The sequence below is a fragment of the Novisyntrophococcus fermenticellae genome, assembly GCF_018866245.1.
In the GTDB taxonomy this organism is placed as follows: Bacteria; Bacillota; Clostridia; order Lachnospirales; family Lachnospiraceae; genus Novisyntrophococcus; species Novisyntrophococcus fermenticellae.
In genome coordinates, this window is the sequence record NZ_CP076458.1 from 530235 (window position 1) to 557226 (window position 26992).

At 43.5% G+C, this 26992-nt stretch carries 20 protein-coding genes and 2 pseudogenes; 17 read left to right on the top strand and 5 right to left on the bottom strand.

Translation table 11 applies throughout. From position 1 onward, the window contains the following. Positions 1 to 30: 30 nt before the first annotated feature. Positions 31 to 1746, bottom strand: coding sequence for a cache domain-containing sensor histidine kinase (locus tag KNL20_RS02490; protein ID WP_230399079.1), 1716 nt, complete (start codon positions 1744 to 1746; stop codon positions 31 to 33). 331 nt (positions 1747 to 2077) lie between these two features. Here KNL20_RS02490 and KNL20_RS02495 point away from each other — a divergent pair, with 331 nt between their 5' ends. From KNL20_RS02495 to KNL20_RS02525, 8 genes and pseudogenes are all read left to right on the top strand, one after another. Then, positions 2078 to 3403 (top strand): ABC transporter substrate-binding protein, encoded by a 1326-nt coding sequence (locus tag KNL20_RS02495; protein WP_230399080.1) that lies wholly within the window; start codon positions 2078 to 2080, stop codon positions 3401 to 3403. Between the two features lie 103 nt (positions 3404 to 3506). Next, the gene (locus tag KNL20_RS02500; RefSeq protein ID WP_230399081.1) at positions 3507 to 4385 is read left to right on the top strand and encodes a carbohydrate ABC transporter permease; all 879 of its coding nucleotides are present in this window, start codon (positions 3507 to 3509) and stop codon (positions 4383 to 4385) included. Then, complete coding sequence (locus KNL20_RS02505) at positions 4385 to 5212, top strand: carbohydrate ABC transporter permease (RefSeq protein ID WP_230399082.1); 828 nt, start codon at positions 4385 to 4387, stop codon at positions 5210 to 5212. The genes KNL20_RS02500 and KNL20_RS02505 overlap by 1 nt, the downstream gene beginning before the upstream one ends. 106 nt (positions 5213 to 5318) lie before the next feature. After that, positions 5319 to 6985: pseudogene (yicI, locus tag KNL20_RS02510) on the top strand (alpha-xylosidase); the annotation flags it as partial. A 93-nt stretch (positions 6986 to 7078) separates the two neighbouring features. After that, entirely contained in the window at positions 7079 to 7573 is a 495-nt protein-coding gene (locus KNL20_RS15935) for a hypothetical protein (RefSeq protein ID WP_329957515.1), read from the top strand. Between the two features lies 1 nt (position 7574). Beyond that, positions 7575 to 10328 (top strand): glycoside hydrolase family 3 C-terminal domain-containing protein, encoded by a 2754-nt coding sequence (locus tag KNL20_RS02515; RefSeq protein ID WP_230399083.1) that lies wholly within the window; start codon positions 7575 to 7577, stop codon positions 10326 to 10328. A gap of 127 nt (positions 10329 to 10455) precedes the next feature. Continuing rightward, a complete protein-coding gene (locus KNL20_RS02520; RefSeq protein ID WP_230399084.1) occupies positions 10456 to 11184 on the top strand; it encodes an FGGY family carbohydrate kinase in 729 nt (242 codons plus the stop codon). 21 nt (positions 11185 to 11205) lie between these two features. Beyond that, positions 11206 to 12350: pseudogene (locus KNL20_RS02525) on the top strand (L-rhamnose isomerase). Positions 12351 to 12375: 25 nt separating this feature from the next. Here the strand turns inward: KNL20_RS02525 and KNL20_RS02530 are convergent. Beyond that, on the bottom strand, positions 12376 to 12564 hold the full coding sequence (locus tag KNL20_RS02530) for a hypothetical protein (protein WP_230399085.1): 189 nt from the start codon (positions 12562 to 12564) through the stop codon (positions 12376 to 12378). A gap of 19 nt (positions 12565 to 12583) precedes the next feature. Continuing rightward, on the bottom strand, positions 12584 to 12781 hold the full coding sequence (locus KNL20_RS02535; protein WP_230399086.1) for a hypothetical protein: 198 nt from the start codon (positions 12779 to 12781) through the stop codon (positions 12584 to 12586). Between the two features lie 402 nt (positions 12782 to 13183). On the opposite strand from KNL20_RS02535, the gene pdxS reads away from it, so the two are divergent. Together pdxS and pdxT are read left to right on the top strand one after the other, a co-directional pair. Continuing rightward, a complete protein-coding gene (pdxS, locus tag KNL20_RS02540) occupies positions 13184 to 14059 on the top strand; it encodes a pyridoxal 5'-phosphate synthase lyase subunit PdxS (RefSeq protein ID WP_230399087.1) in 876 nt (291 codons plus the stop codon). A 6-nt stretch (positions 14060 to 14065) separates the two neighbouring features. Then, positions 14066 to 14635, top strand: a complete 570-nt coding sequence (gene pdxT / locus KNL20_RS02545; protein WP_230399088.1) for a pyridoxal 5'-phosphate synthase glutaminase subunit PdxT — start codon at positions 14066 to 14068, stop codon at positions 14633 to 14635. Between the two features lie 140 nt (positions 14636 to 14775). Here pdxT and KNL20_RS02550 read toward each other — a convergent pair whose 3' ends face one another. Then, complete coding sequence (locus tag KNL20_RS02550; RefSeq protein ID WP_230399089.1) at positions 14776 to 15681, bottom strand: AraC family transcriptional regulator; 906 nt, start codon at positions 15679 to 15681, stop codon at positions 14776 to 14778. Between the two features lie 181 nt (positions 15682 to 15862). On the opposite strand from KNL20_RS02550, the gene KNL20_RS02555 reads away from it, so the two are divergent. From KNL20_RS02555 to KNL20_RS02565, 3 genes are read left to right on the top strand one after another with little or no spacing between them, the layout of a single operon-like run. Then, positions 15863 to 17227, top strand: a complete 1365-nt coding sequence (locus KNL20_RS02555; RefSeq protein ID WP_230399090.1) for an ABC transporter substrate-binding protein — start codon at positions 15863 to 15865, stop codon at positions 17225 to 17227. Between the two features lie 42 nt (positions 17228 to 17269). Continuing rightward, entirely contained in the window at positions 17270 to 18169 is a 900-nt protein-coding gene (locus KNL20_RS02560; protein WP_230399091.1) for a carbohydrate ABC transporter permease, read from the top strand. Between the two features lie 9 nt (positions 18170 to 18178). Then, a complete protein-coding gene (locus KNL20_RS02565; protein ID WP_230399092.1) occupies positions 18179 to 19030 on the top strand; it encodes a carbohydrate ABC transporter permease in 852 nt (283 codons plus the stop codon). Between the two features lie 321 nt (positions 19031 to 19351). Here KNL20_RS02565 and KNL20_RS02570 read toward each other — a convergent pair whose 3' ends face one another. Beyond that, positions 19352 to 20809: a DDE-type integrase/transposase/recombinase gene (locus tag KNL20_RS02570; protein WP_230399076.1), complete on the bottom strand. Its 1458-nt coding sequence runs from the start codon at positions 20807 to 20809 to the stop codon at positions 19352 to 19354. A gap of 163 nt (positions 20810 to 20972) precedes the next feature. Here KNL20_RS02570 and KNL20_RS02575 point away from each other — a divergent pair, with 163 nt between their 5' ends. The 4 genes from KNL20_RS02575 (at position 20973) to KNL20_RS02585 (ending at position 26982) form a co-directional block, all read left to right on the top strand. Next, complete coding sequence (locus KNL20_RS02575; RefSeq protein ID WP_329957491.1) at positions 20973 to 22751, top strand: glycoside hydrolase family 127 protein; 1779 nt, start codon at positions 20973 to 20975, stop codon at positions 22749 to 22751. A gap of 86 nt (positions 22752 to 22837) precedes the next feature. Further along, complete coding sequence (locus tag KNL20_RS16210; protein WP_329957516.1) at positions 22838 to 22915, top strand: hypothetical protein; 78 nt, start codon at positions 22838 to 22840, stop codon at positions 22913 to 22915. A gap of 10 nt (positions 22916 to 22925) precedes the next feature. Continuing rightward, the gene (locus KNL20_RS02580) at positions 22926 to 23780 is read left to right on the top strand and encodes a substrate-binding domain-containing protein (RefSeq protein WP_230399093.1); all 855 of its coding nucleotides are present in this window, start codon (positions 22926 to 22928) and stop codon (positions 23778 to 23780) included. A 19-nt stretch (positions 23781 to 23799) separates the two neighbouring features. Further along, positions 23800 to 26982: a hypothetical protein gene (locus KNL20_RS02585; RefSeq protein ID WP_230399094.1), complete on the top strand. Its 3183-nt coding sequence runs from the start codon at positions 23800 to 23802 to the stop codon at positions 26980 to 26982. The last annotated feature ends 10 nt before the right edge of the window (positions 26983 to 26992 follow it).

A 26992-nucleotide genomic window follows, 5' to 3' on the forward strand; every position in this document is an offset into this window, starting at 1 on the left:
CTGTCATTCCTGTACCAGAATTCTGAGAAACTAAAAGCTGTGCGGCGGTTCAGTCATAATCGGACCGCCAAAAATAAATATTGTTCTCTGCGGCAAAGTATTTTCAATCTTGAATATGGCTTTGTCCCCATATAGAAGTTTAAGTCTGAGATAGACATTTTTCAACCCCATGCCTCCAATCTGCATGGATTTAAGTTCTTCATTTAAATTCAGGTTTTTGTACAAATCCAGTAATTCCTGCTTCTTTTTATCACTTAAAGTACCGCCGTTGTCCTGAATGCGAAGAAGCCAGTTGTTCCCCTCTCTTGAAGATGAGATCTGCAGCTTCCAGGGTGGCGCGATATTGAAAGCATACTTAAAGGCATTCTCCACGATGGGCTGTATGATCAGCTTGGGAATATAGTATTGCCTGGTTTCCTCTGCAATATCAAGGGTATATTCCAGTTCAGAGGAAAAACGCAGCTGCATACATTCCAGATAACACTGTGTGTAGAATATCTCTTCATCAAGGGGTACAAACATATCCCGCGAGGAGGAAATATAACGGAAATAGTCACAGAGTGATTCGCACATGTGTATAATATCTGCATTCATAGATTCTTCCGCCATAACACTGATGTTCGTCAGGCAATTATAGAGGAAGTGTGGATTAATCAAAAACTGCGTTGCCTGCAGCTTGGCTCTGGCCTCCTCGGAGCGGGATAAGAGAGCCTCCTGAGAAGTGGAACGCAGCTTTTCATACATGCTCCGGATAGATTCGCAAAGCTGTGAGATTTCTTTTATATTACTGTCTGCACTGGTCAGATTGATCTTTCTTTCATCCAGTACCCGGTCAATGGTGATTTTACCTGTAGCATTGGTCAGTTTCTGCAGTGGTGCTGTCAGCCGCTCGGAGATATAAAAGCAGATAAACAGGGTGAGAAGAATGGACAGAGAACCGATCAATCCAAAAATCAGACGAAAGTTGTTCAGAGAGTCATAGACAGCCGTACTCGGTTTCGTGAGCACTACGGTCCAGTCATAATCCGGAATTTCCTGATATGTGGATAATAGCTGTTGTCCATCCCCGGCGGTAACAATTCGGGTTGTCTTTTCACGCGTATATTTATCTACGGTCAGTGTATAATAATTTACAGATGGAGCCTGTCTCTGATACGGATAGACCAGTTCGTGGCGGGAATTGTAGATAAATACACCGGTGTCAGGATTTTGACTTTCCAACTGAGAGGCAAGTGAAAAGATTTTTCCACAATCCTGAATGACCTCCACAATCCCTTCGGGCTGGCTGTTGGAATCCAGAAACAGCCGAACAATAGAAATAAACTTCTGAGCATGCTGATTGTCTCCTTTTGCCGGAAGATCCATATGAACAGTGGGCCGGCTGATATATTTATGGCCGTTGAGTTCCATAACCGGTGTATACCAGGGCTGCTCCGCCAGATTTAAGGTAGCAGTACGTTCAAAATACCCGGATTCCACATAGGAGCCATCCAGTGTATAAAGATTGATTGCCGATGCGTTCTGGTAGGCACCGATCATCGCTGTGATAATGTCATGAATTGCCCGGGCTTTCTCCTGGGAAGCGACCAGACGGGACGGAGAAGTACCGCTTTTTTGGTACAGCTCTGAAAATTCCTTGAAATTGGTTTTTATTGCATTGGAATACACCAGGTTCATGGAAATCGAGGAAAGATTATCCAACTGTGTCTCGATAGAATTCCCGACGGAGGCACATACATTTTCCAAATCCCGGGAGCTTTCCTCCAATGCGTTTTTCTGATAGTGCCTGTAGGTAAAGACAAAGAATATACCGAGCAAAGTCAGGATAAAAAGGCCGTATATTACAAAAAGATACATTTTTTGAGAATAATGTTTTGATGGTTTTTTTATAGGTCATGCACCTCCTTCCGTGGAGCTATTATACAAGGTTGTTCAGAAAAATGCAATTGCATGTTCAGAATTGTCTATTTTGTAAGAATGAGGGGTGTGATATTATGTGTTTACAACAATTGGAAGATGTTTTATCGATAAAATACAGACAGAAATTACGAAATAATCATTTAAAAGGAGCAAAAGGATGATAAAAAAGAGTTTGAAAAAAATGATGAGTCTTTCATTGGCTGCAGCAATGACAGTTGGTTTACTTGCCGGCTGCGGATCGGGAAAAGACAGTGGTGAAGGCGGAAGTGGGAAAAAAGGTGTTACCCTGACTTTCGGAAGCCATCAGAGCGGACTTCCCAATTCTGGAGTTGTGCAGGAATTGGCAAAGGAGTTCGAAAAGGAGACAGGAATCAAGATTGATTTCCAGATATCGCCTGATGCACAGTGGAGAGACTTAATCAAAGTGAAACTGGATTCGGGTGAAGCTCCGGATATTATCTGTGCGGATACACCGATCGGTCTGGCCTCCAGCCTGCATATGGATCAGTATTGTGTAGATCTGACTGACCAGGAGTGGACAGGCCGTATGGAGGAAAGTGCACGTTCTGCAGTTTCTGTAGATGATAAGGTGTATGGCATCACATTTCCCGGAGCCAAGATGTACTTTTATCTCTATAACAAGGATATTTTCAGCAAGCTAAATCTGGAAGTACCGACGACATACGAAGAGTTTAAGAATGTATGCCAGAAAATTCTGGACTCCGGCACGACTCCGATCTATGAAGCTACCACGAATGGATGGCATCAGGTACTGCCCCTGTTTGAAACAGGTGGTCTGTGGCTGGAGCAGGATCCCGATATGTATGAAAAGCTCAATCAGAATGAAATAGATTTGGATCAGATTCCGTCATTGCTTACAATTATTAACGAACTGGATGCGTGTGCAAAAGCCGGCTATTTCGGTGAGGATTATCTGAGCAATGCATGGGAAAACGCCAAAGAAGCCATGGCAACAGAGCGTTGTGCAATGACAATCGCGGAACTTGGCTATCGTGGTGAGATCGAGTCGGATTACCCTGATTTCAAGGCAACAGAAAAACTGGGAGCCTTCGTAATGCCGTGGGGAGACAATCAGACCGTCGGTGTGAATCCTGCAAGTAATGCTTACTTTATCAACAAAGACAGTAAACATGTTGAGGAAGCAAAGCAGTTCTTCGAGTTTCTTGCAAAACCGGAAAACCTGCAGAAACGTCTGGATGGACAGCCTGAATTAAGCGCATTATGCTGGCCGGAAATCAAGAGTAAATATTCAGAAGAAGACCAGGCATTTCTGGATTCACTGAAAAAGGCAAATGTGGTTCAGACCTCTGTCAACTATATTGACAGTCAGTGGATGGATGTCGGAAAAGATCTGGAATCCATGTATACCGGGGCTATGACGCCGCAAGATGTTCTGAATACAATTATGAATCGGCGTACGGAGCAGGCCGGGCTTCAAAAAGATCCGGCATGGACAAAATAAGAGTTTGATGAACAGGAAGGTGCCTCGCTTACAGAAAAATTTCAGAGGCACCTTCTTTTACGGTTCGGGCAGGCGGATCGTCATATAATCTGGAGGTAAGAAAATGAACAAAAAGAAATTATATCCCTGGTATTTTGCCAGTGGCGCAGCACTTCTGTTTTTTCTGCTGTGCTTCCTCCCGGGAATCCTTGGTATCGCCTATTCCTTCACTGACTGGAATAACTTTACAGACGAGATAAATTTTGTGGGTCTTAAGAACTATAAAGCGATTTTCACGGGAAATTCAGAATATTTGAAATATATAGGCAACACGGTTCTTTTTACGGTGGTTACTACTGTGATGAAGACGGTCTTTGGTCTTGCCCTCGCATTGCTGCTGACGCAGAAATTCATCAAAGGTAAAAATTTTCAACGCATGATTATCTTTTCACCGCAGGTAATGTCTTATTTGGTGGTGGGTCTGGTATTTAAGAGCATGCTTCATCCTACCACAGGATTTCTGAACGATTTTCTTCGCAAAATCGGTCTTGGAGCACTGGCGAAAAACTGGCTTACAGACTTACATCTGGTTTTTCCCACCGTTATGACGGTAGATACCTGGAAAGGTATGGGGTATATTATGGTGGTGGTAATTGCGGGACTGCTGTCCATATCACCGGAATATTATGAAGCTGCCAGTATTGACGGTGCCAGCTTCTTTCAGAAACTGCGCTGCATTACCCTGCCGCTTTTAAAACCTGTGCTTGTCAATGTGACTGTATTGAACGTGACTTACGGTCTTCGTGTATTTGATATGATTTATTCGTTGACCAATGGCGGCCCCGGAAATGCCACAGGTGTGATTAATACTGCTGTATACAAAGAATTTTCCAAAGGAAATCTGGCCATGGGAACTACACTTTCCAGTGTGCTGTTCTTTATAGTGCTGGCTCTTTTGTATTTTATCATCAAGTCCATGGAAAATAAGGAGGTGGAAGCCTGATGGGAAAAACAGCTAAGATCATAGGACACGTAATTGGAAATATTGTATCAGTTTTTATCAGTCTTGTGGTGATTATCCCTCTTGTAGTATTATTCGTGAACTCCTTCAAGACATCTGCTGAAGCAAACAGGATGACCCTTTCTCTGCCTACAGAGTGGGTGTTTGAAAACTACGCCACTGTCATAGAGCAGGGAAAACTGGTTTCCTCGTTTCTCAACGGGTTTTTATATGCCACCTGCAGTGTAGTCATCATCGTTATTGTTGTAGCCGCTGCGGCATTCGTGATCTCGAGAAACCAGAAGGGTGTTAATCGGTTTCTCTATTATTTCATCATTTCAGGTATCGCAATGCCGATTAACAATGTTGCCCTTATGAAGGTTATGCAGGCGTTCCACATCGTAAACACAAGAATTGGAATTATCCTGCTCTATGCCGCAATCAATATTCCGCTGAGTTTGTTTCTGGCTTACGGGTTTGTAGAGACGATTCCGAGAGAAATTGATGAAGCAGCTGTGATAGACGGGTGTAAGCCATGGCAGCTTTTCGTCAAAGTAATTGTTCCGTTGTTAAAGCCAATTATATCAACGTTGTTTGTTCTGGATTTTATGGCCGTATGGAATGATTTCACCATGCCCTTGTACTATCTGAATAATTCCAGAAAATGGCCCATGACACTGGCAGTCTATAATTTCTTCGGTGCATTCGAGAATTCCTGGAACCTGGTTGCTGCAGACATTATACTGACGCTGGCACCGGTGCTTTTGGTGTTTGTCCTGGGACAGAAATATATTGTCGGAGGGGTATCGGCCGGTTCTGTCAAAGGATGAAGAGACAGACTACAGTCCAGCCAGAACCCGATTATACATGGAAAAGTCCGGGGATATATGATAGGATAATAGATAATTGAATTTAGCTTGAGAGAGGAGAAGGCATATGAAATTTACGGATGGATACTGGTGTGTGAAGAAAGAAATCACACCGCTTTATGCAGTAGAATATTGTGACAGCCGGATCAATGGAGAGGAACTGACCGTATATGCACCGGGCAGGCACATCTCCAACAGAGGAGACTGCCTGAATCTGGGGATGATTACCATCCGGTTGACGAGCCCCATGGAGGATGTGATCAAGGTATCCGTATGTCATTTTGAAGGAACCGCCTATAAGGGTCCCTTTGCACAGGTGCACCACACCGCTCCCCATGTGACGATCGAAGAAACAGAGGACCGTCTTATCTACAAGAGCGGAAGTACAAAGGCCGTCATTGATAAGCGGCCTGATTCCTGGGGCATACGCTTCATGGATGGAGAGCGGGAACTTACTAACACTGGTTTCCGTAACATGGCGCATATGACGGACCGGAAGACGGACCGGTGCTATATGGTGGAGCAGCTTGCGCTGGATGTTGACGAATATGTCTACGGACTGGGAGAGCGTTTTACACCATTTGTCAAGAATGGACAGGTCGTGGAGATGTGGAATGAAGACGGCGGGACGGCCAGCGAGATTGCCTACAAGAATGTCCCATTCTATATTACCAACAAAGGATATGGGGTGCTGCTGGATAATGAGAGCGATGCCTCCTATGAGATCGCCAGCGAGAAAGTAGAGCGGGTGCAGTTCTCTGTCGAGGGCGAACGGCTGGATTATTATGTCATCAACGGGCACACACCGAAGGGGACCATTGCCAGATATACGGAACTGACCGGGAAACCTGCACTGCCGCCGGCCTGGTCCTTTGGCCTGTGGCTGACGACCTCCTTCACGACAAACTATGACGAGGACACGACCAGCAGCTTTATCCAGGGAATGGCGGACCGTGATATTCCGCTGCATGTATTCCACTTTGACTGTTACTGGATGGAGGCATATGAGTGGTGCAACTTCACCTGGGATCCCGCGACATTTCCGGATCCGGAAGGGATGCTGAAACGGTATCATGACCGGGGGCTGAAGATCTGTGTGTGGATCAATCCGTACATCGGACAAAAATCACCGCTGTTTCAGGAAGGCCGGAAGCAGGGGTATCTGCTCAGGAAGTCAAACGGCGACGTGTGGCAGACCGATATGTGGCAGGCCGGCATGGGACTTGTGGACTTCACGAACCCAGAGGCCACAGCCTGGTACCAGGAGAAACTGAAAAAGCTTCTGGATATGGGCGTGGACTGCTTCAAGACGGATTTCGGTGAACGGATTCCGGTAAAGGACATCGCCTACTACGATGGCTCTGACCCGGTGAAAATGCATAATTATTATACACAGCTGTACAACCAGGCCGTATTTGAACTCCTGGAACGTGAACGCGGCGAAGGCGAGGCTGTCTTGTTTGCCCGTTCCGCGACTGTGGGCGGACAGAAGTTCCCTGCCCACTGGGGGGCGACTGCTCGGCAACGTATCCGTCCATGGCAGAGACCATCCGCAGCGGATTATCCCTGGCCTGTGCAGGCTTCGGGTTCTGGAGCCATGATATCAGCGGATTTGAGCATACAGCTCCGGCGGATATCTATAAGAGATGGTGTCAGTTCGGCCTCTTAAGCTCTCACAGCCGGCTCCATGGATCCTCTTCTTACCGGGTGCCGTGGCTCTTTGACGAGGAGGCCTGCGATGTCTTAAGAAAGTTCGTAAAACTGAAATGTGCGCTGATGCCTTACCTTTACAGGCAGGCAGTGAAGACCCATGAGGAAGGGATACCCATGATGCGTCCCATGTTTGTGGAATTCCCGGAAGACAGGGCCTGTGAAACACCGGACAAGCAGTACATGTTGGGAGATTCTCTTTTAGCGGCACCGGTGTTCAAGGAATCCGGGGAGGTAGAATATTATCTTCCGGAAGGCAGGTGGGTGAATCTGCTGACCGGGAGTGTGGCAGCGGGAGGTAAATGGCAAAAAGAGACACACGATTACTTCTCGCTGCCGTTGCTGGTGCGCCCCAACTCGATTCTGGCCGTAGGAAGCTGCGATACGAAACCGGATTATGAATATTGTGATGGCGTGAAGTTCTGTCTCTCTGTCTTTTGTGAGGGTGCCGCCTCCAGCACCGAAGTCACAGATTTAAACGGAAAAGTAGTCATGACTGCACATGCCGAAAGAAAAGGGGAAACGATCCTGCTTCATGTGGAAGGCGGCAATGGAAACTGGAGTTATGAGGTCCTGGGAGATCAGGAACTTTCTGTAGAAGTGGTGGAATGATATGAGTGAGCATAAAATCGGAATCCCCCTGGAAGGGTTTGGAGAGGCATCACGGAGGGCAGCGGCCGAGGGAATGGTCCTGCTGAAGAATGAGGGCGCAATGCTGCCCTTGACAGAAAAAGATTGTGTCTCCCTGTTCGGAAGATGCCAGATCGATTATTACAGGAGTGGAACGGGTTCGGGCGGGGCAGTGCATGTGACGTATATTTCGAACCTGCTGGATGCATTAAGGGAACAGAGAAACGTCTGTATAAATGAGGAGTTGGCCGAGAACTATGAGGCATGGATCAAGGAGCATCCCTTTGACGATGGCGGAGGCATGTGGGCCGGTGAACCATGGCATCAGGAGGAAATGCCTGTTACAGAAGAAACTGCCAAAAGGGCAGCGCAGCTTTCCAACAAGGCAGTGGTGGTAATCGGACGCACGGCCGGTGAAGACCAGGACAATGCGGCGGTGGAAGGAAGCTATCTTCTGAGCGCACAGGAGCAGGAAATGATCCAGGCGGTAACCCGGTCTTTCGATCAGGTCGCAGTGGTGCTGAATGTATCCAATATCATGGATATGAGCTGGCTGGATACACTGGAACATAAAGAGAATATCCGGGCGGTGCTCTACAGCTGGCAGGGAGGAAGTGAGGGAGGAAATGCCTGCGCCCGGATCCTCGCCGGAGTGGCGGCACCCAGCGGAAAGCTGACCGATACCATTGCCTATGCGATAGAGGATTATCCCTCTACCGCAAATTTCGGCGGTGCAGAGAAAAATTATTATCAAGAAGATATCTATGTGGGCTACCGTTATTTTGAAACCTTTGCACCGGACAGGGTGCGTTTTCCCTTTGGATTTGGTCTGTCCTATACCGATTTCACGATTGAAGAAACACAGATAAAGATCTTTGGTTTGGGAAAAGAAGCATGGATCCACATACGGGTCCGGGTGAAGAACAGCGGCTCTGTCTATGCCGGTAAAGAAGTGGTGCAGGTCTACTTTGAGGCGCCGCAGGGACGGCTCGGGAAACCGGCCAGGGTCCTCGCAGGCTTTGCCAAGACGGACCTGCTTTTTCCCGGAGCGACTCAGGAACTTACCGTGGATTTTCCGGTGGCAGCCATGGCCTCTTATGATGACAGCGGTGCGGCCGGACACCGCTCCTGCTGGGTCCTGGAACCTGGACAGTATAAAATCTACGCAGGCACGGATGTGAAACATGCTGTGCGGATTTCTTCGAACGAGGAAGCCCTTTATATAAAAGAATGTCTGGTGATCGAACAGCAGGAGGAGGTCCTGGCTCCGGTCTGTGACTACAGCAGGCTCCGGCCGGGGACACAAGAAGAAGACGGCCGTTATGAAATTACTTATGAAAGGGTTCCAAAACAGAAAATCTCCCTGGAAGAGCGGATCCGGAAGAATCTTCCCCGGGAGCTTCAAATTACAGGAGACCGGGGAATCCGTTTCCAGGATGTAAAGGAGCAAAAGGCCGGTCTGGAGGAATTTGTAGCACAGCTTTCAAAGGAGGAGCTTTCCAGAATCGTCCGGGGGGAAGGGATGTGCAGCCCCCTGGTGACACCGGGAACCGCTTCTGCATTCGGAGGCGTGGCCGAAAGTCTTTTCCACTATGGGATCCCGGCGGCCTGTACGGCAGATGGTCCATCCGGAATCCGGATGGACAGCGGACTAAAAGCGACCCAGCTGCCGATTGGCACACTGCTGGCATCTACGTGGAATCTGAAGCTTGTAGAGGAACTCTATGAGCTGGAGGGAGAGGAATTGCTGCGCAATGAGGTGGATACCCTGTTAGGACCGGGGATTAATATCCACAGAAATCCTATGAATGGAAGGAACTTTGAATATTTTTCAGAAGATCCACTGGTGACCGGACGGTTTGCAGCTGCAGTAGTCAGAGGGATTGCAAAGAGCGGTGCCGCTGCCACCGTCAAACATTATGCCTGCAACAACCAGGAGTATGGGAGAAATACGGCGGATTCCATCGTTTCCGAGCGTGCAATGAGAGAAATTTATCTGAAAGGCTTTGAACTGGCGGTAAAAGAAGGCGATGCCCGTTCTATCATGACCTCTTACAATCCGGTGAACGGCCACTGGTCCGCATCTAATTATGACCTGTGTACGACCGTTCTAAGAGGGGAATGGAATTATACGGGAATCGTCATGACTGACTGGTGGGCGAAGATGAATGATCCGGTCCTTGGAGGAAAGGCAGATATCAGCAATACGGCCGCCATGGTCAGGGCGCAGAACGACCTGTATATGGTAGTCCCAAACGGTGGTGCCGAGGAAAATGCGCACGAGGATAATCTGCTGGAGGCCCTGGAGGAAGGAAGGCTTACGATAGGGGAGCTGCAAAGGTCGGCGCTCAATATCTGCAGATTTATCCTGCAGTCTCCGGCAGCACAACGAGCCGGACAGACCGCAGCGGATGTCAGGAGGGAAGCAAAGGGATTTTCCTTTGAAACCGTACGATTTGTTCCGGCTGAAAGTGAGCGCTTCCATGTGCAGCTGGAACACAGCGGACGGTATAAGTTCCTTGTGAAAGTGCGATCTCCGCTTTCCGAAGTGGCACAGTCCTCCTGTAATCTGCTGATGAACGGCCAGGCAGTGGTGACGATCCAGACAAACGGAACAGGCGGAGAATGGACGCTGATAAAACTAAATAACATCTATCTGGAAGCCGGTGCATATGAAATCACATTTGAACCGGTGAAGCCCGGGCTGGAAATACAGTGGGTGGATATGACAAGATAGTAGATGGCAGGAATCAGGGCAGAGGAAATATATGTCCTGGTTCCTGCTATTTAAACATCACTCCTGATTGGACGGAGGCGGACTCTACTGGGATGTTGACAGGCTCTTTCAGGAAGTCCTTACAGGAATGAAAAAATGTGCAAAAGCAGGAAAAATTCCTGAAAGCGTTGGAATTGATACCTGGGAAGTGGATTATGTCCTGCTTGATAAGGAGGGAAGGAAGCTGGCACAGTCCACTGCATACAGAGATTCCAGGACAGAACGGATGGATGAGGAGGTTTTCTGCTTTCTGTCTGAGGCAGAGCTTTACAAGAGGACAGGTATTCAGAAGCAGCTTTTTAATACCATCTATCAGCTGATGGCATTAAAACAGAAGGAACAGGAGCTGATGAAGCAGGCCAGTAAACTCCTTCTTATTCCTGACTATCTCCACTATATACTGACCGGTATTATGGCAACGGAGTACACAAATGCTACAACAACTCAGTTGGTCAGTCCGGTGACAAAAGACTGGGACTGGGAGCTTATTAGAACACTGGGGTATCCCAGCAGGCTATTTGCCGGAATCAGGCAGCCGGGATATCGCCTGGGCAGCCTGCTGGCGGACATTGCGGAAGAGGTTGGATTTCACTGTCAGATAATACTTCCGGCAACGCATGACAGAGCTTCAGCAGTTATGGCGGTTCCGGCAACGAGAAAGAATACTGTCTATATCAGTTCAGGAACCTGGTCTCTCATGGGAACGGAACTTCCGGAAGCAGACTGTTTCGGCAAAAGCAGGCGGAAGAACTTTACCAATGAAGGCGGTTATGATTGCCGTTTCCGCTACCTGAAGATATTATGGAACTCTGGATGATTCAGTCTGTAAAAAAAGAGATTGCCGGAGAGCGGTGTGGATACGGATGCGGCTATTGAAACCCTGAAAAACATTCCAGTGTCCCTTCACTGCTGGCAAGGGGATGATGTAACCGGCTTTGACCATGAAGGTCCCTTAACCGGGGGAATCCATACAACCGGTAATTATCCGGGGAGAGCGAGGAACCCTGAGGAGCTTATGGCGGACATGGATCTGGCAATCCGTTTGATGCCGTGGAAAAAGAAACTGAATCTTCATGCCTCTTATGAGATTTTTGAAGATAAAAAAGGGATGGACCGGGATGCACTCAAGCCGGAACATTTTAAGAAGTGGGTCACATTTGCAAAAGAAAGAAATCTGGGAATTGATTTTAACCCCACATTTTTCCAGTATCAGAATACTTTGCCAGGGAGACGGGGGTTCCGTGTGTTATGAATATCTGGACAGGGGATGGGTACAAGGACATTCCGGCTGACCGAATGGGACCCAGGATGAGGTATAAGGATTCGATTGAACAGATTCTTTCAGAGCCTTTTGACAGAAAGCTTGTAAAGCCCTGTGTGGAATCCAAGGTGTTTGGAATCGGTGTGGAATCCTATACGGCGGGTTCCGCGGAGTTCACCTTAAGCTTTGCAGCCACGCATGAGGGATGCCTGCCATTAATGGACAATGGACATTATCATCCTACGGAAGTGGTCAGCGATAAGATCCCCGCCCTACTGTGTTATTATCCGGAAATTGCGCTGCATGTTACCAGACCGGTCAGATGGGAAAGCGATCATGTTGTCTTATTTGACAATGAAACAAAGGAGATGGCTAAGGAAATTGTCCGGTGCGATGGATTGAAACGGGTATACATGGCACTTGATTTCTTTGATGCCAGCATTAACCGGATTGCGGCCTGGGTTATTGGATTCCGAAGCTGGCAGAAGGCGTTGCTGAACGCTCTCTGTACTCCAAACCAATTGCTTAAAGAGCTTCAGGACGAAGGAAGGCTTACAGAACTCATGATCATGCAGGAAGAATTAAAGACCTTTCCCTTTGGCGATATCTGGGCTGAATACTGCAGACAAAACGGTGTTCCGGCAGACTGCAGTTGGTTACCCTTTATCATGAATAACCTGTTGCAGGTCATTTGCCCGGTTATCCTGCAAGAGTTTTGTTAAAAGAAGATTATATCTTTCTTCCCCTTTAACCCTTAACCCTTCCACGTTTTTTACCGTCTTGAACCATTTCCTCAATTGCTGTACACATATCGTATCCACCTCCATGTTTATATTTTTCCGGCTGCTTCCTGAGTGGCGGTATATCCAGAAACACAGCCACAAGGTCCTTTTTCTCCCATGACAGAGAAGTATAGTAGTCTTTTTTATCTGCCATAAGAAGTTTCCAATTTTCCTTATAGGTCTGAGTAATCCATAGCATCGTACGTCATTACCCGCACGGGCATTCCAAAGTGAACTTCCCTTTGAGCTTCAATCGCCAGGATGGCATCCGGCTGGTTTGATGAATTATACCTTATCATTTTGACGTCCCGAATCCTGTCCCCGGATTTAAAGTTTTCTCTCCCTGTTTTTTTGTAATCATCTTCCTGCAACACTTTTCCTCCTTGGTGCTCAGAAGAGTGATATAGAGAAGTGAAATACAGAGAATTCAGCTCTTTCCATATAAGAAGTATAGCAAATCATATGCGCTATTTCAATTGCTTTTTATCACTGAACTGAGGTATTTTATTCGTATGCTTTTAAAAATGAATTGAGACATATGGCTGAAGAGCCTTGAAACTAAATTAGAAATTTTAGAATCTACATAGAGTGTATTATATTCACAGATACTTGTCAATAGAATTATATTTTTGACTTCCAATACCAATATGTCAACGGGATAGTGCACCAGTTTAAACTTCAACTGGTATTACTATTTTTTTGGAAAGTGGCTATTTTAACAAATCCAATTTTCGTTTATAGTTGTCTTAATATAATTTAAAGGAGAGACGAAGATGGAAGACAACAGGTATGAATTGAATAAGGAGCTGGCTCAGATGTTAAAAGGCGGCGTCATTATGGATGTAACAACACCAGAACAGGCAAAGATAGCGGAAGCTGCAGGAGCATGTGCTGTTATGGCACTGGAGAGAATACCGGCAGATATCCGGGCAACCGGCGGTGTCTCAAGAATGAGTGACCCGAAAATGATAAAGGGAATCCAAAATGCTGTTTCCATACCCGTAATGGCAAAATGCCGGATTGGTCATTTTGCAGAAGCGCAGATTTTAGAGGCCATAGAGATTGATTATATTGATGAGAGCGAAGTGCTTTCTCCGGCTGACGATGTATTCCATATCAATAAAAGAAAATTTAAGGTTCCATTTGTTTGCGGCGCAAGAGATCTGGGGGAGGCTCTTAGGAGAATTAGCGAGGGAGCGTCTATGATTCGAACAAAAGGGGAACCCGGAACCGGAGACATTGTACAAGCCGTACGCCATATGCGTATGATACAGTCAGAAATCCGCAGGATTGTTTCTATGGAGGAAGATGAACTGGATAACAAAGCAAAAGAACTGTCGGTTCCCTATGACCTGGTGGTATACGTAAAAAAATATGGAAAGCTTCCAGTTGTGAACTTTGCGGCAGGCGGAGTAGCGACACCTGCTGACGCAGCACTTATGATGCAATTAGGTGCAGAAGGGGTATTTGTCGGATCGGGAATTTTTAAATCCGGCGATCCCGAAAGAAGAGCGGCAGCAATTGTAAAAGCGGTTACAAACTTCAATGACCGGAATACACTGGCAGAACTGTCGGAGGATTTGGGAGAGGCTATGGTCGGAATTAATGAGGAAGAAATAGAGCTCCTGATGGCTGAAAGGGGCAAGTAAACGCATATGAAAATAGGTGTATTAGCTGTACAGGGTGCCTTCGTGGAGCACGAACAAATTCTTAAAAAACTGGGTGTTGAATACTTTGAGGTCAGAAAAAAAGAGGACTTATTAACAGAAGTAGACGGAATAATCCTGCCTGGGGGAGAGAGTACTGTAATGGGGAAACTCTTAAATGACCTTGGACTTTTTTCTAATATAAAAGAAAAAATCAAAGAAGGGATGCCGGTGTTAGGTACTTGTGCCGGAGCAATCCTCCTTGCAAAAGAAATAGAGGGAAGAGTTGACGCTTACTTTGGCACGATTCCTATGAAAATCAGACGCAATGCATATGGAAGACAGCTTGGAAGTTTTGTGTCTGAACAAGAAATTGTGGGAATTGGTTCATATCCCATGCGTTTTATCAGAGCACCCTATATTCTTTCGACAGATTCCACAGTCAAAGTTCTGGGTACTGTCGATGACAGAATTGTAGCCGTAGAATTTGAAAATCAGATTGCTTTGACATTTCATCCGGAGCTGACCGAAGATTTCAGAATTCACAAGTATTTTGTGGGTAAATGCAGATGCAGATAATTAAATAGTTAATTTAAAAGGCAGATGGATATAAGATATTTATTTGTTCTAAATATTAACCTTACCGATTTTCAGAATTTATGCGCTGAAGGTCAGTAAGGTTTTTTTGCCTGGAACAAAAACTATCTTATGAGCATCCTCTAAAATCTGTTGAGATGCTTTTGAGCAAAGGCGTTCCGGTAAGTGGTAGGAGTCATTCCCTCATATTTTTTGAAAAGCTTCATAAAGTATTTTTCATCTTTAAAGCCACAGGTTTTGGCAATCGCACATATGGGCTTGTTATAACTGGTGGATAAAATGTTTTTAGCAACGTTAATTCTTGTCCGGTTCAGATATGTCAGTAAAGGATACCCCGTATATTCTTTAAATAAACTGGTCAAATAAGTAGGATGATAGTTAAAGTAATCAGCAATACCCTGAACTGATAAGTCATTATTCATATAGTTCGTACGTATCCATTCGATTATCTGAATTACTTGCAGCGGCATGCTTGGATTTTTGAGACTTTTATAAGGATACGCTTCGGCGGTAAGTTCCAGCAGTAAGACGCTGAGAGCGTAATGCTCTTTATAAGTTATATTATAATTATCTCTTTTTGACATATCCAATAACTGGTGAAAAAGTAAGTTTGTTCGTTGATCAATGGATAATCTGCCCGTTTCCGGAATTAGAAACTTTGAAGAAGGGGAAGACAAAGTATATTCTGTATCGATATTGAAAACACCTCCATTTCTTTTCAATGCTCCGAGGTTGAAGATGGAGTAATTTTCATCAGGAAGTTCAAAGTGAGTCCAATAGTAAGAAAGGTAGCCATTACTAGGCTTATGACCATAATGAATTATATTTGGAAATAATAGGATGAATTCGTTTTTTTTAATAATAAATGGATTATTGTTTTGCGTAATATACAAAGCCCCTTCCAGGACACTAATCAAAACAAAAGTCGGTAGATTTCTTTTGTCATGGATGAATGTGTCTTCTGAAATCAGATTTCCACTGGATACGTAGTGGACAGGCTTGCTTGGATCAGCTGACAGATATAGCATTTTATCACCCCCATGTAGGATAAATTATCATATAAATTTTTCCTTGTAAATCAAAGACAGCGCAGAAAAAGCAACTACTTGGAAATGACCACCTTATATGGGGATTGGCAGTTGTATGAAAAGTGGTTAAATAATATTATTGAACCTAACAAGACACTGTTATATTTCCAAAAGGAGGAAAATGATGAAGAAAAAATCACTGGTAAGTATTTTGACATTATCGATGGCTATATCCCTATTATCCGGATGTGGTGGGGGAAGTGCAAAAAAGAATGATGGATCGACAACTGGTAATAGTGCAAATAAAACAACGGAAACGTCTGATGGTGAGGTAGTAGAGATTACATTTATGGGCTGGGAAGCATCACCCTTGGAAACGAAGGCAGTAGAGGATGGTATTGCCGAATTTGAAAAGCAAAATCCAAATATAAAGGTGAATTATACACCTGCCGGCAAAGGTGGTTCTGATTACAATGCAAAGATGATTGCATCTGCTGCTGCAGGCTCGCTTCCGGATGTATTGTTCGTGGCGTCTGATACATACCGTGACATGGTTGCCAGGGGGGCGATTGAAGATCTGACTGATATGTTTGACAGCGAGCTTTCGTTCAATGACTATATTGAGTCATCCAAGCAGATTATGGAAGTGGATGGCAGAGTTTACGGACTTCATTCCTGTACTGTTTCACCGATTGCCTACTACAACAAAGATGTCTTTGACGCTGCAGGTATTAAGTATCCAAGTGCTGATCCTGCAGACAGCTGGACGATCGAAGAGTTTAGAGATATAGCAAAGAAGCTGACAACTGATGATATTTATGGGTGCTATGGTCTTGAAAATGTTGCTGATACCCTCAACGCACAGCTATTAAGCAATAATGGTAAAAGATACAATGATGACTACACCAAAAGCATCATTAATTCCCCAGAAAATAAGGAGGTATTAAAAATCATTAAAGAGATTCGGACGGTGGACAAATCCATGCCTGATGCTACTACCCTGGATTCCGTTGGCATGACGTCTAAGCAAATGCTCCAAACCGGAAAAGTGGCTATTTTGATTGATGGCTCCTGGTCAATGCAGGAGCTTGCAGATACTGGCATGAATGTTGGAATTGCTCCAATGCCTTCATATGCCAGGGTTACGACGACCGGACAAGCACATGTCCACAGCATTTCAAAGACCAGCAAACATAAAGAAGAGGCCTGGAAATTCCTTAAGTTCCTGGCAGGATATGATTATCTTGGCGCAGTTTGCCATACAGGACTTTGGATGCCAAACCGTATCTCCTTTTATGAAGAAGAGAACTGGGATAAATGGATGAATCCTGATATTCATGGAGAAGATTATAAATTAATGTTAAATTATTTTAAGAATGCGGAGGTTGATCCCAGTGCGCTGCAGAAGACAGCAAAGGGGAGGGATATTGTCATCGAAGAAACAGATATGTATTTTAAACAGGATCAGGATTTGAATCAGACGCTGGAGAATATTGACCGAAGAATTAATGAAGCTATACAGGAAAATCTGGAAGATATGAAATAGGAGGCGTTCCGCAGTCATGATTAAGTGCAGAGGAGGTAGTAAGTGAAGAATAACAAAACCAGGAAAATCAGCAAGCTTAAGAATGACAGTAAGTGGGCTGCGTTGATGTTAACACCAAATATTCTGGGCTTTTTGATGTTTATGTTAATACCGATGGTGGCAACATTTGCTCTTAGTTTCACTAAGTATGATATGCTCAGACCGCCCAAATTCATTGGATTCAATAATTACATAAAGATGTTTAAAGATCCAATCGCCCGAGAGGTCACGCTAAATACGATTATCTACACAGTGATAACAGTTCCAACAGGGATGGCAATTTCGCTGTTATTGGCAGTCTTGCTTGACCAGAAGATTGCACTAAAAAGGTTTTATCGCGCCTGTTATTTTTTGCCGGCTATTTCATCTATGGTTGTTGTATCCATTGTGTGGCAGTGGATATACAATCCGGAATACGGAATCCTGAATTATTTTCTGTCGCTGATTGGGATAAATGGTCCCAAGTGGCTGCAGGATGCAAGAACGTCTCTGGTGGCAATTGCTATCGTAGGCATCTGGAAAAACGCAGGTTACAATATGTTGCTGTTCCTTTCCGGTTTACAGGGAATATCTACATCATATTACGAGGCGGCTACACTTGATGGTGCCAGCAAGTGGCAGCAATTCAAATATGTTACGCTCCCGTTGCTTAAGCCGACTACTTTTTTCATTTTTATTATGTCAATTATTGGTTCCTTTCAGGTATTTGACCAGGTTATGTTGATGACAAAAGGAGGACCAGGACGCTCATCCTCCGTGTTAGTTCATTATCTATATCAAAATGCTTTTCAATACTTTGATATGGGCTATGCCTGTGCACTGGCATATTTGCTGTTCTTCTTAGTACTTATATTGACGCTTTTTAATATGCGTGCGGAAAAGAAGATGGGTGAGATATATTAAGGAGGCAAAATGAAAAAAAAGAAAAAAGCGAAAAAGACAATAAAAATCACACCCGTACGTATCATCACGCATGTTCTTTTAATGCTGGGTGCAGCCACCATGCTGGTTCCATTTATCTGGATGCTGTCATCATCATTTAAGAGCCTTACGGAAGTTTTTGCTTTTCCGCCGACATTATTTGGCGAAGCATTCAAATGGGAAAATTATTTTGAGATTTCTGGAAGATTTAACTATTTCCATTACTTCCTGAACAGTATCAAGGTCTCCCTTTGGGTAGTGATCTTTCAGGTGTTTACATCTGCAACAGCCGGATACGTGTTTGCAAAGATGAATTTTCCAGGCAGAGATAAAATTTTTACACTTTATCTGGCTACGATGATGGTTCCTTTCCATGTGACGGTGATCACTAATTTTTTGCAGATGTCAAACTATGGGTTGGTTAACACCTTATGGTCACTGATGCTGCCGGCGACCGTATCTACCTTCGGAACATTTTTGATGAGACAATTCTTTATTACGGTTCCTAATGAATTAATTGAAGCTGCTAAAATTGATGGATGTAATCCCTTTACAACCTTTTTCAGGATAGCATTTCCACTTGCCAAATCGACAATTGCAACTCTGGCGATTTTCAGTTTCATGGGAGTGTGGAACGATTACTTTACACCGCTCGTCTACTTAAACGACCAAAGGAAGTACACATTACCTCTTGGTCTGGCGAGTATGCAGGGAATGTATTCAACAAACTGGCCGGTACTTATGGCAGCCTCAGTTATTGCAGTGTTACCGGTACTTATTGCATTTATATTTGCGCAGGATGCCTTCGTAAAAGGGGTTATGATGTCTGGACTTAAAGATTAATATGGTAGTGTCAAATGATTTATGAGAAAACCGAGTCAAAAAAGAGGCTCAAACGAACCTTGAAAACTGTAGATATTGATAGCGAATAGCTCTCCGAGGGCTTAGGGCACTGCCCTAAGTACCCGCAAGGGACCAGTCCCTTGACCCGATACGGGCTTTGCCCGAACCCATCCTCGCCGGAAGGCAGGAAAAGGGCGCAGTTGCCCCTTTTCTGCTAGAACAGGATAATCCGTGAACCTTATGTCAAGAAACTTTCGCGGCATATCCTCGTGCGGTGCACTGTGGTATTCCACGGTTTTCTTGACAACGGTTCCGCACCCTTTAGGCAGTTGCTTGATTTTGCATATTTAGAATTGTCTGCTGGCCAAGGAAGATAAGGAGCTGCCATTTACCTGGCATATTCCCGGCACCTTTAAGCAGTTCAACATCATTAAGAATCTTATAGTTGTTGTGTTTGTGAGGACGGAGAAAGTTGTAATAAGCTACCCACAGAGCTAAATCATAGTTGGCACCGTCGATGTTATCAAAACCGTTGGTAGGTCTGTAAGAAGCCTTGTATGTACGGTTGAGCCTTTCAATCATCTGTTTGTATGGTCGGAATTCTTTTGATACTTCATCGTCGTTGGTAAGTCCAATTACCTGGGTAATATCGAACTTAAATTTTTCTCCAAACTCATGGAAAAACTGTTGGGCAGCCAGAGGATAGGCACTATAACCGTCAGCAATGAATTTAAAGTGCTGCGGAAGTTCCTTCAGATGCCTGAAAGCCATTCGCATGGCAAGAATGCAGGGACCGACTCCACGGTTATCAGATACCTGGTAACCAATAATGGAACGGCTGGCAACATCCATGATGAACCAGATATAAGCTTTGATGCCACGGATTTTGATATAGGTCTCATCGGCAGTAAATACTTTGTCGGTTCCGTAATCATAGTTGTCAACGAAAGGCTTGATACACATAGCGGCTGATTTACAGTAGTTGGCAATACTTTGGTGGGAGATGCCGATCCCATAGAGGTCTTTGAGAGCTTGTTTGGTTTTTCGAAGAGAGAGACCAAGGTTCACATGAAGAGTCAGGCACAGAGACATCGTATTGGAATCGAACTTAGTGAATTTAAGAGATGAGGCATTCTTTGGCAGAGAGTTTAAGTCCAGCTTAAAGAAATCCATCGTGAATTCGCGGTAGATGTAATGGAGCTTATATTTGTTTTTGCCATAGTCCTCATCCAGATGCTTTTTATCAACCTTTTTGAGGTTGTGCAGATAATAAGGGCATTTAGGATTCACACATTTATGGATGATAAAGTGTTTGCGGTCTTTCTTGTGAACAAGGCTGTGATTGCAATGAGGGCACTTCAGGACGGAGGTTTTGGAAAAACGGTTCTCCTTAGTGGGAGAAAAATGCGTTTGACAGACCTTACACAGAACCTGGCTTTTCTTCTTGCCATCATTCCACATGAGATAGTCCACAGGGGCATCACATGCAGGGCAGGTACAGTGTTTTGGAATATCACACTCCACCCGGCGAAATACAGGGCGTATAGTTTTGTGGTAGCGCTGCTGGTAATAAGCGATGAGATCCTTCCAGTTCCAGTCCTGCTTGTAGGATATGATTTTGGGAAGCTCATCAATCTTGAATTTCTGGTACTTTGGAGAATGGGAATCATCAAAAGCCCACTGCTTGAGCGGGATGAATCTACAGATAAAGTTAATAAGCCAGCAGATTTGTTTATGTTGGTATTGAATAAGTTGAAGTAAATAAAGTATAATGTCCATGAGCAATGAAATCCTTTCAGGTATTTTGGAGTTTTCGTCGAGGACATTATACCAAAAAAGGGAGGTCATTGCTCTTTTTATTGCAAACTCCCATAAAATCAAGGTTTAGAACAATAAAACAAGGTAGTTATTTGACACTACCATTAATATAGTAGAGGAGAAAATGATGATAGAAAAATCAGTAAGTTCCATTGAATTATCGAGTATTGTTATAGATGACAAGTTTTGGGGTAACTACATGGAACTGATACGGAATCACGTAATTCCGTATCAGTGGGAAGCACTGAATGACCGGATTGACGGAGCGGAAAAAAGCTATTGCATGCAAAACTTCAGACGTGCTGCCGGGCTGGAAGAAGGTAAATTCAATGGTTGTGTATTTCAGGATAGTGATTTATATAAATGGCTTGAGGCAGTAGCATATTCTTTAGAAATGCATCCGGACGGAAAGTTGGAAGAACTGGCGGACGGTGCAATCGACCTGATGGAGAAGGCACAGCAGCCGGATGGTTATCTGGACACGCTCTATATTATCGGTGGACTTGATAAAAAATTCACTAATTTGATGGATAACCATGAATTATATTGCATGGGACATATGATTGAAGCAGCGGTAGCATACTATAATGCTACGGAGAAGGATAAGCTTTTAAACATTGCAAAGCGGTTTGTCCAGTGTGGGATGGATAACATTGGTCGTGAAGAAGGGAAAATCAAAGGTTATCCGGGACATGAAGTTCTTGAGCTGGCATTAGTTAAACTATATGACGTAACAAAGGATGGCAGATATATAGACTTTGCTGAATATCTTATTGATCAACGTGGAAAAACCCCTTTGTATTTTAAAGAAGAAATAAAGAAAAATGGAAATAACTTTGTCTGGAAGGACAGCTATACACAGTTTCAGTATTATCAGGCCGGAATTCCTGTTCGGGAGCAAAAGGCGGCAGAAGGGCATGCGGTCAGAGCTGTTTATCTTTACGCAGGTATGGCAGATGTTGCCGCAAAAACCAATGATGAAACATTGTTAGCTGCTTGTGAAGAGTTGTGGGAAAATATAGTCAAAAAACAGATGTATGTGACGGGTGGTATTGGGTCTACCGAATATGGAGAGGCTTTTACCTTTGATTATGATTTACCAAATGACACGATTTATGCAGAGACATGTGCTTCAATCGGACTGATTTTCTTTGCAAAAAGAATGTTTGAAATAACGAAAGACGCCAGGTACGTTCATGTAATGGAAAGAGCACTTTACAATGGAGTAATCAGCGGAATGTCTCTTGATGGAAAGCGCTTCTTTTATGTGAATCCTCTCGAGGTTGATCCTGAGGCATGCGAAAAGGATCATAACAAGAAACATGTTAAGCCTGAACGTCAAAAATGGTTTGGCTGTGCCTGCTGCCCCCCAAATGTGGCCAGGCTGTTATCATCTATTGGTAATTATGCCTATGAGCAAGACTGTAACAGACTGTATATAAACCTGTTTATAGGTGGTCATATTAAGACAGAATTGGAAGGTAGTCCTGTCGATTTAAAGGTGAAGACAGAATATCCATGGAATGGACAAGTAAGAATCACGCATAATCTGTCATCCAGCTATGAACTGGCAATCAGAATTCCAGACTGGTGTGACGATTACAGCTTAACAATCGGGGGGAAAGATGTAAAATATGAACTAGAGAAGGGCTATGCAGTAATCAGGAAGGATTTTTCTGCGGGTGAATGCATTGTTCTTGACATGTCATTACCAACAAAGTTAATTGCTGCAAATCCACGTGTACGCGAGGATATTGGCAAGATAGCTGTACAACGGGGACCTGTTGTGTATTGCCTTGAGCAGGTCGATAATGGTCCCTTACTTCAAAGTCTTTATCTTGATTCTAAGGCAGAATTTGAGGTTAAATTTGAAAAGGATTTACTGGGGGGGTTAATGTTCTGAAAACTACGGGTAAGCGTATAGCGCTTGAGTCCTGGGAGGATATTCTTTACAAACCTTATTCCGGCTATGATTACAGGAATCAGGAGCTGAAGTTTGTACCATACTATGCATGGACAAACCGCAGCGTAGGTGAGATGATAGTTTGGGTTAAAGTTTACAATTAATGGAGCTGAAATGATTACTATAAAACACGATGCAGAAAGAGTAAAGGGCAGTACTATAGGGCTTATCCTTATCAATAGTATGTACAATTTGGAATATTATATCGAACAGGCTCTCAAACCACATGGTTATCGACTGCTTATTACTTACAGTGACGGAGAACCCAAAAGTGAACGTAATTGCATGGAAACATTAATTTCCGCAAAGGTTGATGGTATGATCTGTTTTTTCTCAAATTATGAAAACCAGGATTTAATTGACGGATGCCTGCAGAATAACATAAGAATACTGCAGTTATTTGGGCAGCAATATGATTGTCTGCCCACCGTAATTATTAATGACGAAACAATGACCTATGAATTGACGCATTATCTGATTGAATGCGGACATCGTCATATACTTTTTCCGGAACATCGTCACACGATTTACAAACATGCCAAGCACATTAATGGATCTTTTTTCGGATATAAAAAGGCTTTAAATGAAATTGGCAAGACGATTACACAGAAAGAATATTACTGCCTGCCTCTTAACAAAGATACTAAGCCCACGCTTCGCCGTATCATCCGGGAAAAAAATCCCACAGCTTTTGTAGCTACTAACGATGAAATAACGATAGCTACACTTGAGGTATTGAATGAATTTAATATAGAAGTAGGGAATGCTATCAGCCTTGTTGCTTATGATGATAGCGCATGGTGCGAATATCTGGGAATAACTGCTTATCAACATGATTTTAAAAGTATTGGACAGTATTGCGGCAGAAAAATTATTCAGCTAATTCAGAATCAGGGGAAAAATCAGATGTTTTTAAAAAAGTTTTCTTCACCGTTGATAAAAAGAACCTCTGTACGCAGCATTATCTAAGAACAGAAAGGGATATTTTATGGAATTTTGTAATCAATTTCTCCAGATTTCGCTGGATAAATCTGGTCAAATAGAAATAATAAATGACCTTATCAGCAACAAGCTCTTATTGTTTAAAGAAAATAGCATAACAGTAGAAACAGATCTTATAACATTTTGCAGTTGTGGAAAGGAGGCAGATAAAATTGTAGAACCGGATAAAAATACTTTAGAATTTCATTTTGCTTTGCAGCTGGCTGAAATTCAAGTGAGATATGTTTTGGAGCCCCAGGCAAAATTCATAGAGCGTTACATTAGCATCATCCCTAAATGTCCGCTTGTATTATTTCATATTACCTGTAATATGGAATTTGAAAAAGAGCCGTTGACCATAATCGACTATCATACATTCTGGAATTGCCCTACTGCTGTATTTGTCCGCGAAAATGACTATGGTATGTATACAGGTTTTGCCAATCCGTTTTTTCAGGCTACAAACAGGCGTGACAATCTAAGAATAGGATTTGCGGCCAATATAAAGTTATGTCCCGGTGAAATATATGATAGTGAAAGTAATTTTTTTGGCATGCATGACCTGTATGGGGGGATGATTGAACAGGAAATTCCACAGACTGCTATAAAATATAATAGTCGAAATCACCCCCGGTATCGCAATCCAAGTGGGGACGTTCCCCTCCACCGTTCGGAAATATGCTCCTTTAAACAATTTGCTGATGCTTATCTGAACCTTCGCGTCAAAGATTTTAAGTTTATTTTCTACAATTTTTTTTCTCCGCTTCCCCAACAGCCCAATACACAGAGAGAAGAAGAATTATACTATCATTATATTGATAACTTTGTGAAAATGGGTGGGGACATAATTACATTTAATCCCCTGACACGGAACCGTATTCCGATTCCGACGAATGATAGTTACTGGGAGCTTGCTCCTCATGGAAGCAGGGCGGAACGCATCTTGAATTATGCAAAAGATAAAGGATTAAAAGTTGGATTTTATATGGGTTCGGCTCAAAATAATGCGAACTATTGTAACAGTCCAATGACAGACTTCGCAGCCACAACTGAAAAACCGCAATGGAAAAAAATAGGCTGCAATGGTGAAATCTCAAGAGAAAATTGTATAGCCGACGATGAATTCGCAGAATGGTTTTATCAAGTGCAGCGTAATACAATAGAGAAATATGGACTCACCTTATGGGATTGGGATCCGGGTCCGGGGAATGGTTTCTTTTGCTACAGTAATAAACATGGGCATGTGCCTGGTTTGGGTAACTATAAGGGCTTTAGAAATGCTATGCGTATTGTTACCAGGCTAAAAGATGAGTTTCCCGAGTTATATATACAGGGTTTTCATGGAACAAAAGAATACGGGCTTTGGGGCTTCAAGGGATTTGATCAACATGAAGCTTACTGGGAGCAGTGCCCGTATGATGATGCAACTTTATATCCGGATTTGTCTGAAGACCGTCTGACGGCAAGTGGTATGCGCTTTCAAAGCTGGTGGAATCAGAATTTTCGTTTTATGCCGGCGATTACAAATCATTCCCTTATACATAGGATGACACAGGATTGCATGAAGCCACAGGAGTTACTGTACCTTTTTGATCATCTCGGCTGGAAATATGGTGTTATGTCAGGCCTTGCAGCTGGAGCCAGCATTACTGTGCCGATGATTCCATTTGAACCGGATGACATTTATGGAGGTTATATTGATTTTATAAAAAAATGGGTGGCCTGGGGCAAGGAAAACTTTGAATATAATAAAAATGCAGTGGCATTTGGCAGCCAGGTTGTGTGTGGCGGTGTTGATGGATATTCAAAAATTATCGGCAGCCATGGATTTATCTTTCTTTGCAATCCGGCCCCCGTTCACAGCAAAATCAGATTTACGTTAGGTGATGAAATAGGTCTGTCCGCAAAAGAAAATTATGTTCTAAAAGAGTTATATCCTAATCAAAATACATTTTATTATGATGAAGCAAGTAATAAGGGTGTTTTTGAAAAAGATGATTCCATTACAGTGGTTGTACCACCATACGAAGTGCTTTTGCTGGAATTATCAGTAAAAGAAAGTGCTGATCCGATTTTATACGGTATAAATGGGGATGTGACGATTGATGACGATAACGTTACTATTATAAAGAGTGAAGCCTTAAGCGGAGATTTTTATAAAGGATACATCTGCTTACCTGATAATAAAAGGATTCATAGACTGGTAATAAACGACATTGAAATTTTTGCGGAATATTCAAAGGGTATAAACTCCTTTATTATTAATTATGGTTATAATACTTATGAACGCTATCTTTATAATTGGCAATTAGAAAGGGGCGAATCTTTTCCAGTGCCAAACAATGATGCCAAACAAGATGTTACAGTCCATGCCTCGTTCTATGCAAGCGGCGAGATTAAGACACTTCTTGAAGAGGCAAAGCCTCGGAATGCTGCACATGAGGCCAAGTTAATCAATAAATTGCGGACTGAACTTGGAAGAGATAATTTTGCATGGGCAACACCACACCATCTGTTTCTGGTAATACCTTTTTCAGATGCTGCCTATGTCAGTACACCAAAGGTATTGATAAATCAAGTCGAATGTAAAATTACCAGTGTCAAGGTCACCCACTATGAAAAAACCAGGAATTTAATTCATTATGTTGATATAACAGAACTGGTACACTGGGAAGAGCAGAATGACATTCTCCTGACAATTGATGAGCTTCCGGCCAGACAGTTTTTGGGGGCTTATTTATACTATCCGCCCGCTCCGAAAACAGGAGTTATTCGAAACGCTGCGGAAATACCGATACCTCCGATTATCCGCACCCGCCTTGATGTCATTGCATCTGACTATATAGAAAAAGAAGGCCTGATACCGATTGTTAATAATGCCTGGCTCGACCGACCATTCATTGAGGAATACAACCCATTTACTGTTTGTGCAGACATTAACCTGGAACCTGACAATCTGGAAGGTGTTTATCTGGAAGCGCAAGTTGGCATTGATGATACAAGACAAACATTGGGGTCTGATGAAATGATGGAATATGATTGTAAACAGAAAATCTGGAAAAAGACTCTGTACATGGGAAGCCGCCAGTACTTAATAATCGATTGCAAACAAATTCATATTTGGGCTGTCGCAAAAGACGGAACTGTCAGTAGGGATTTTCCATTAAATATAGAGTGGAAGTTATATTGAAAAATTTTAA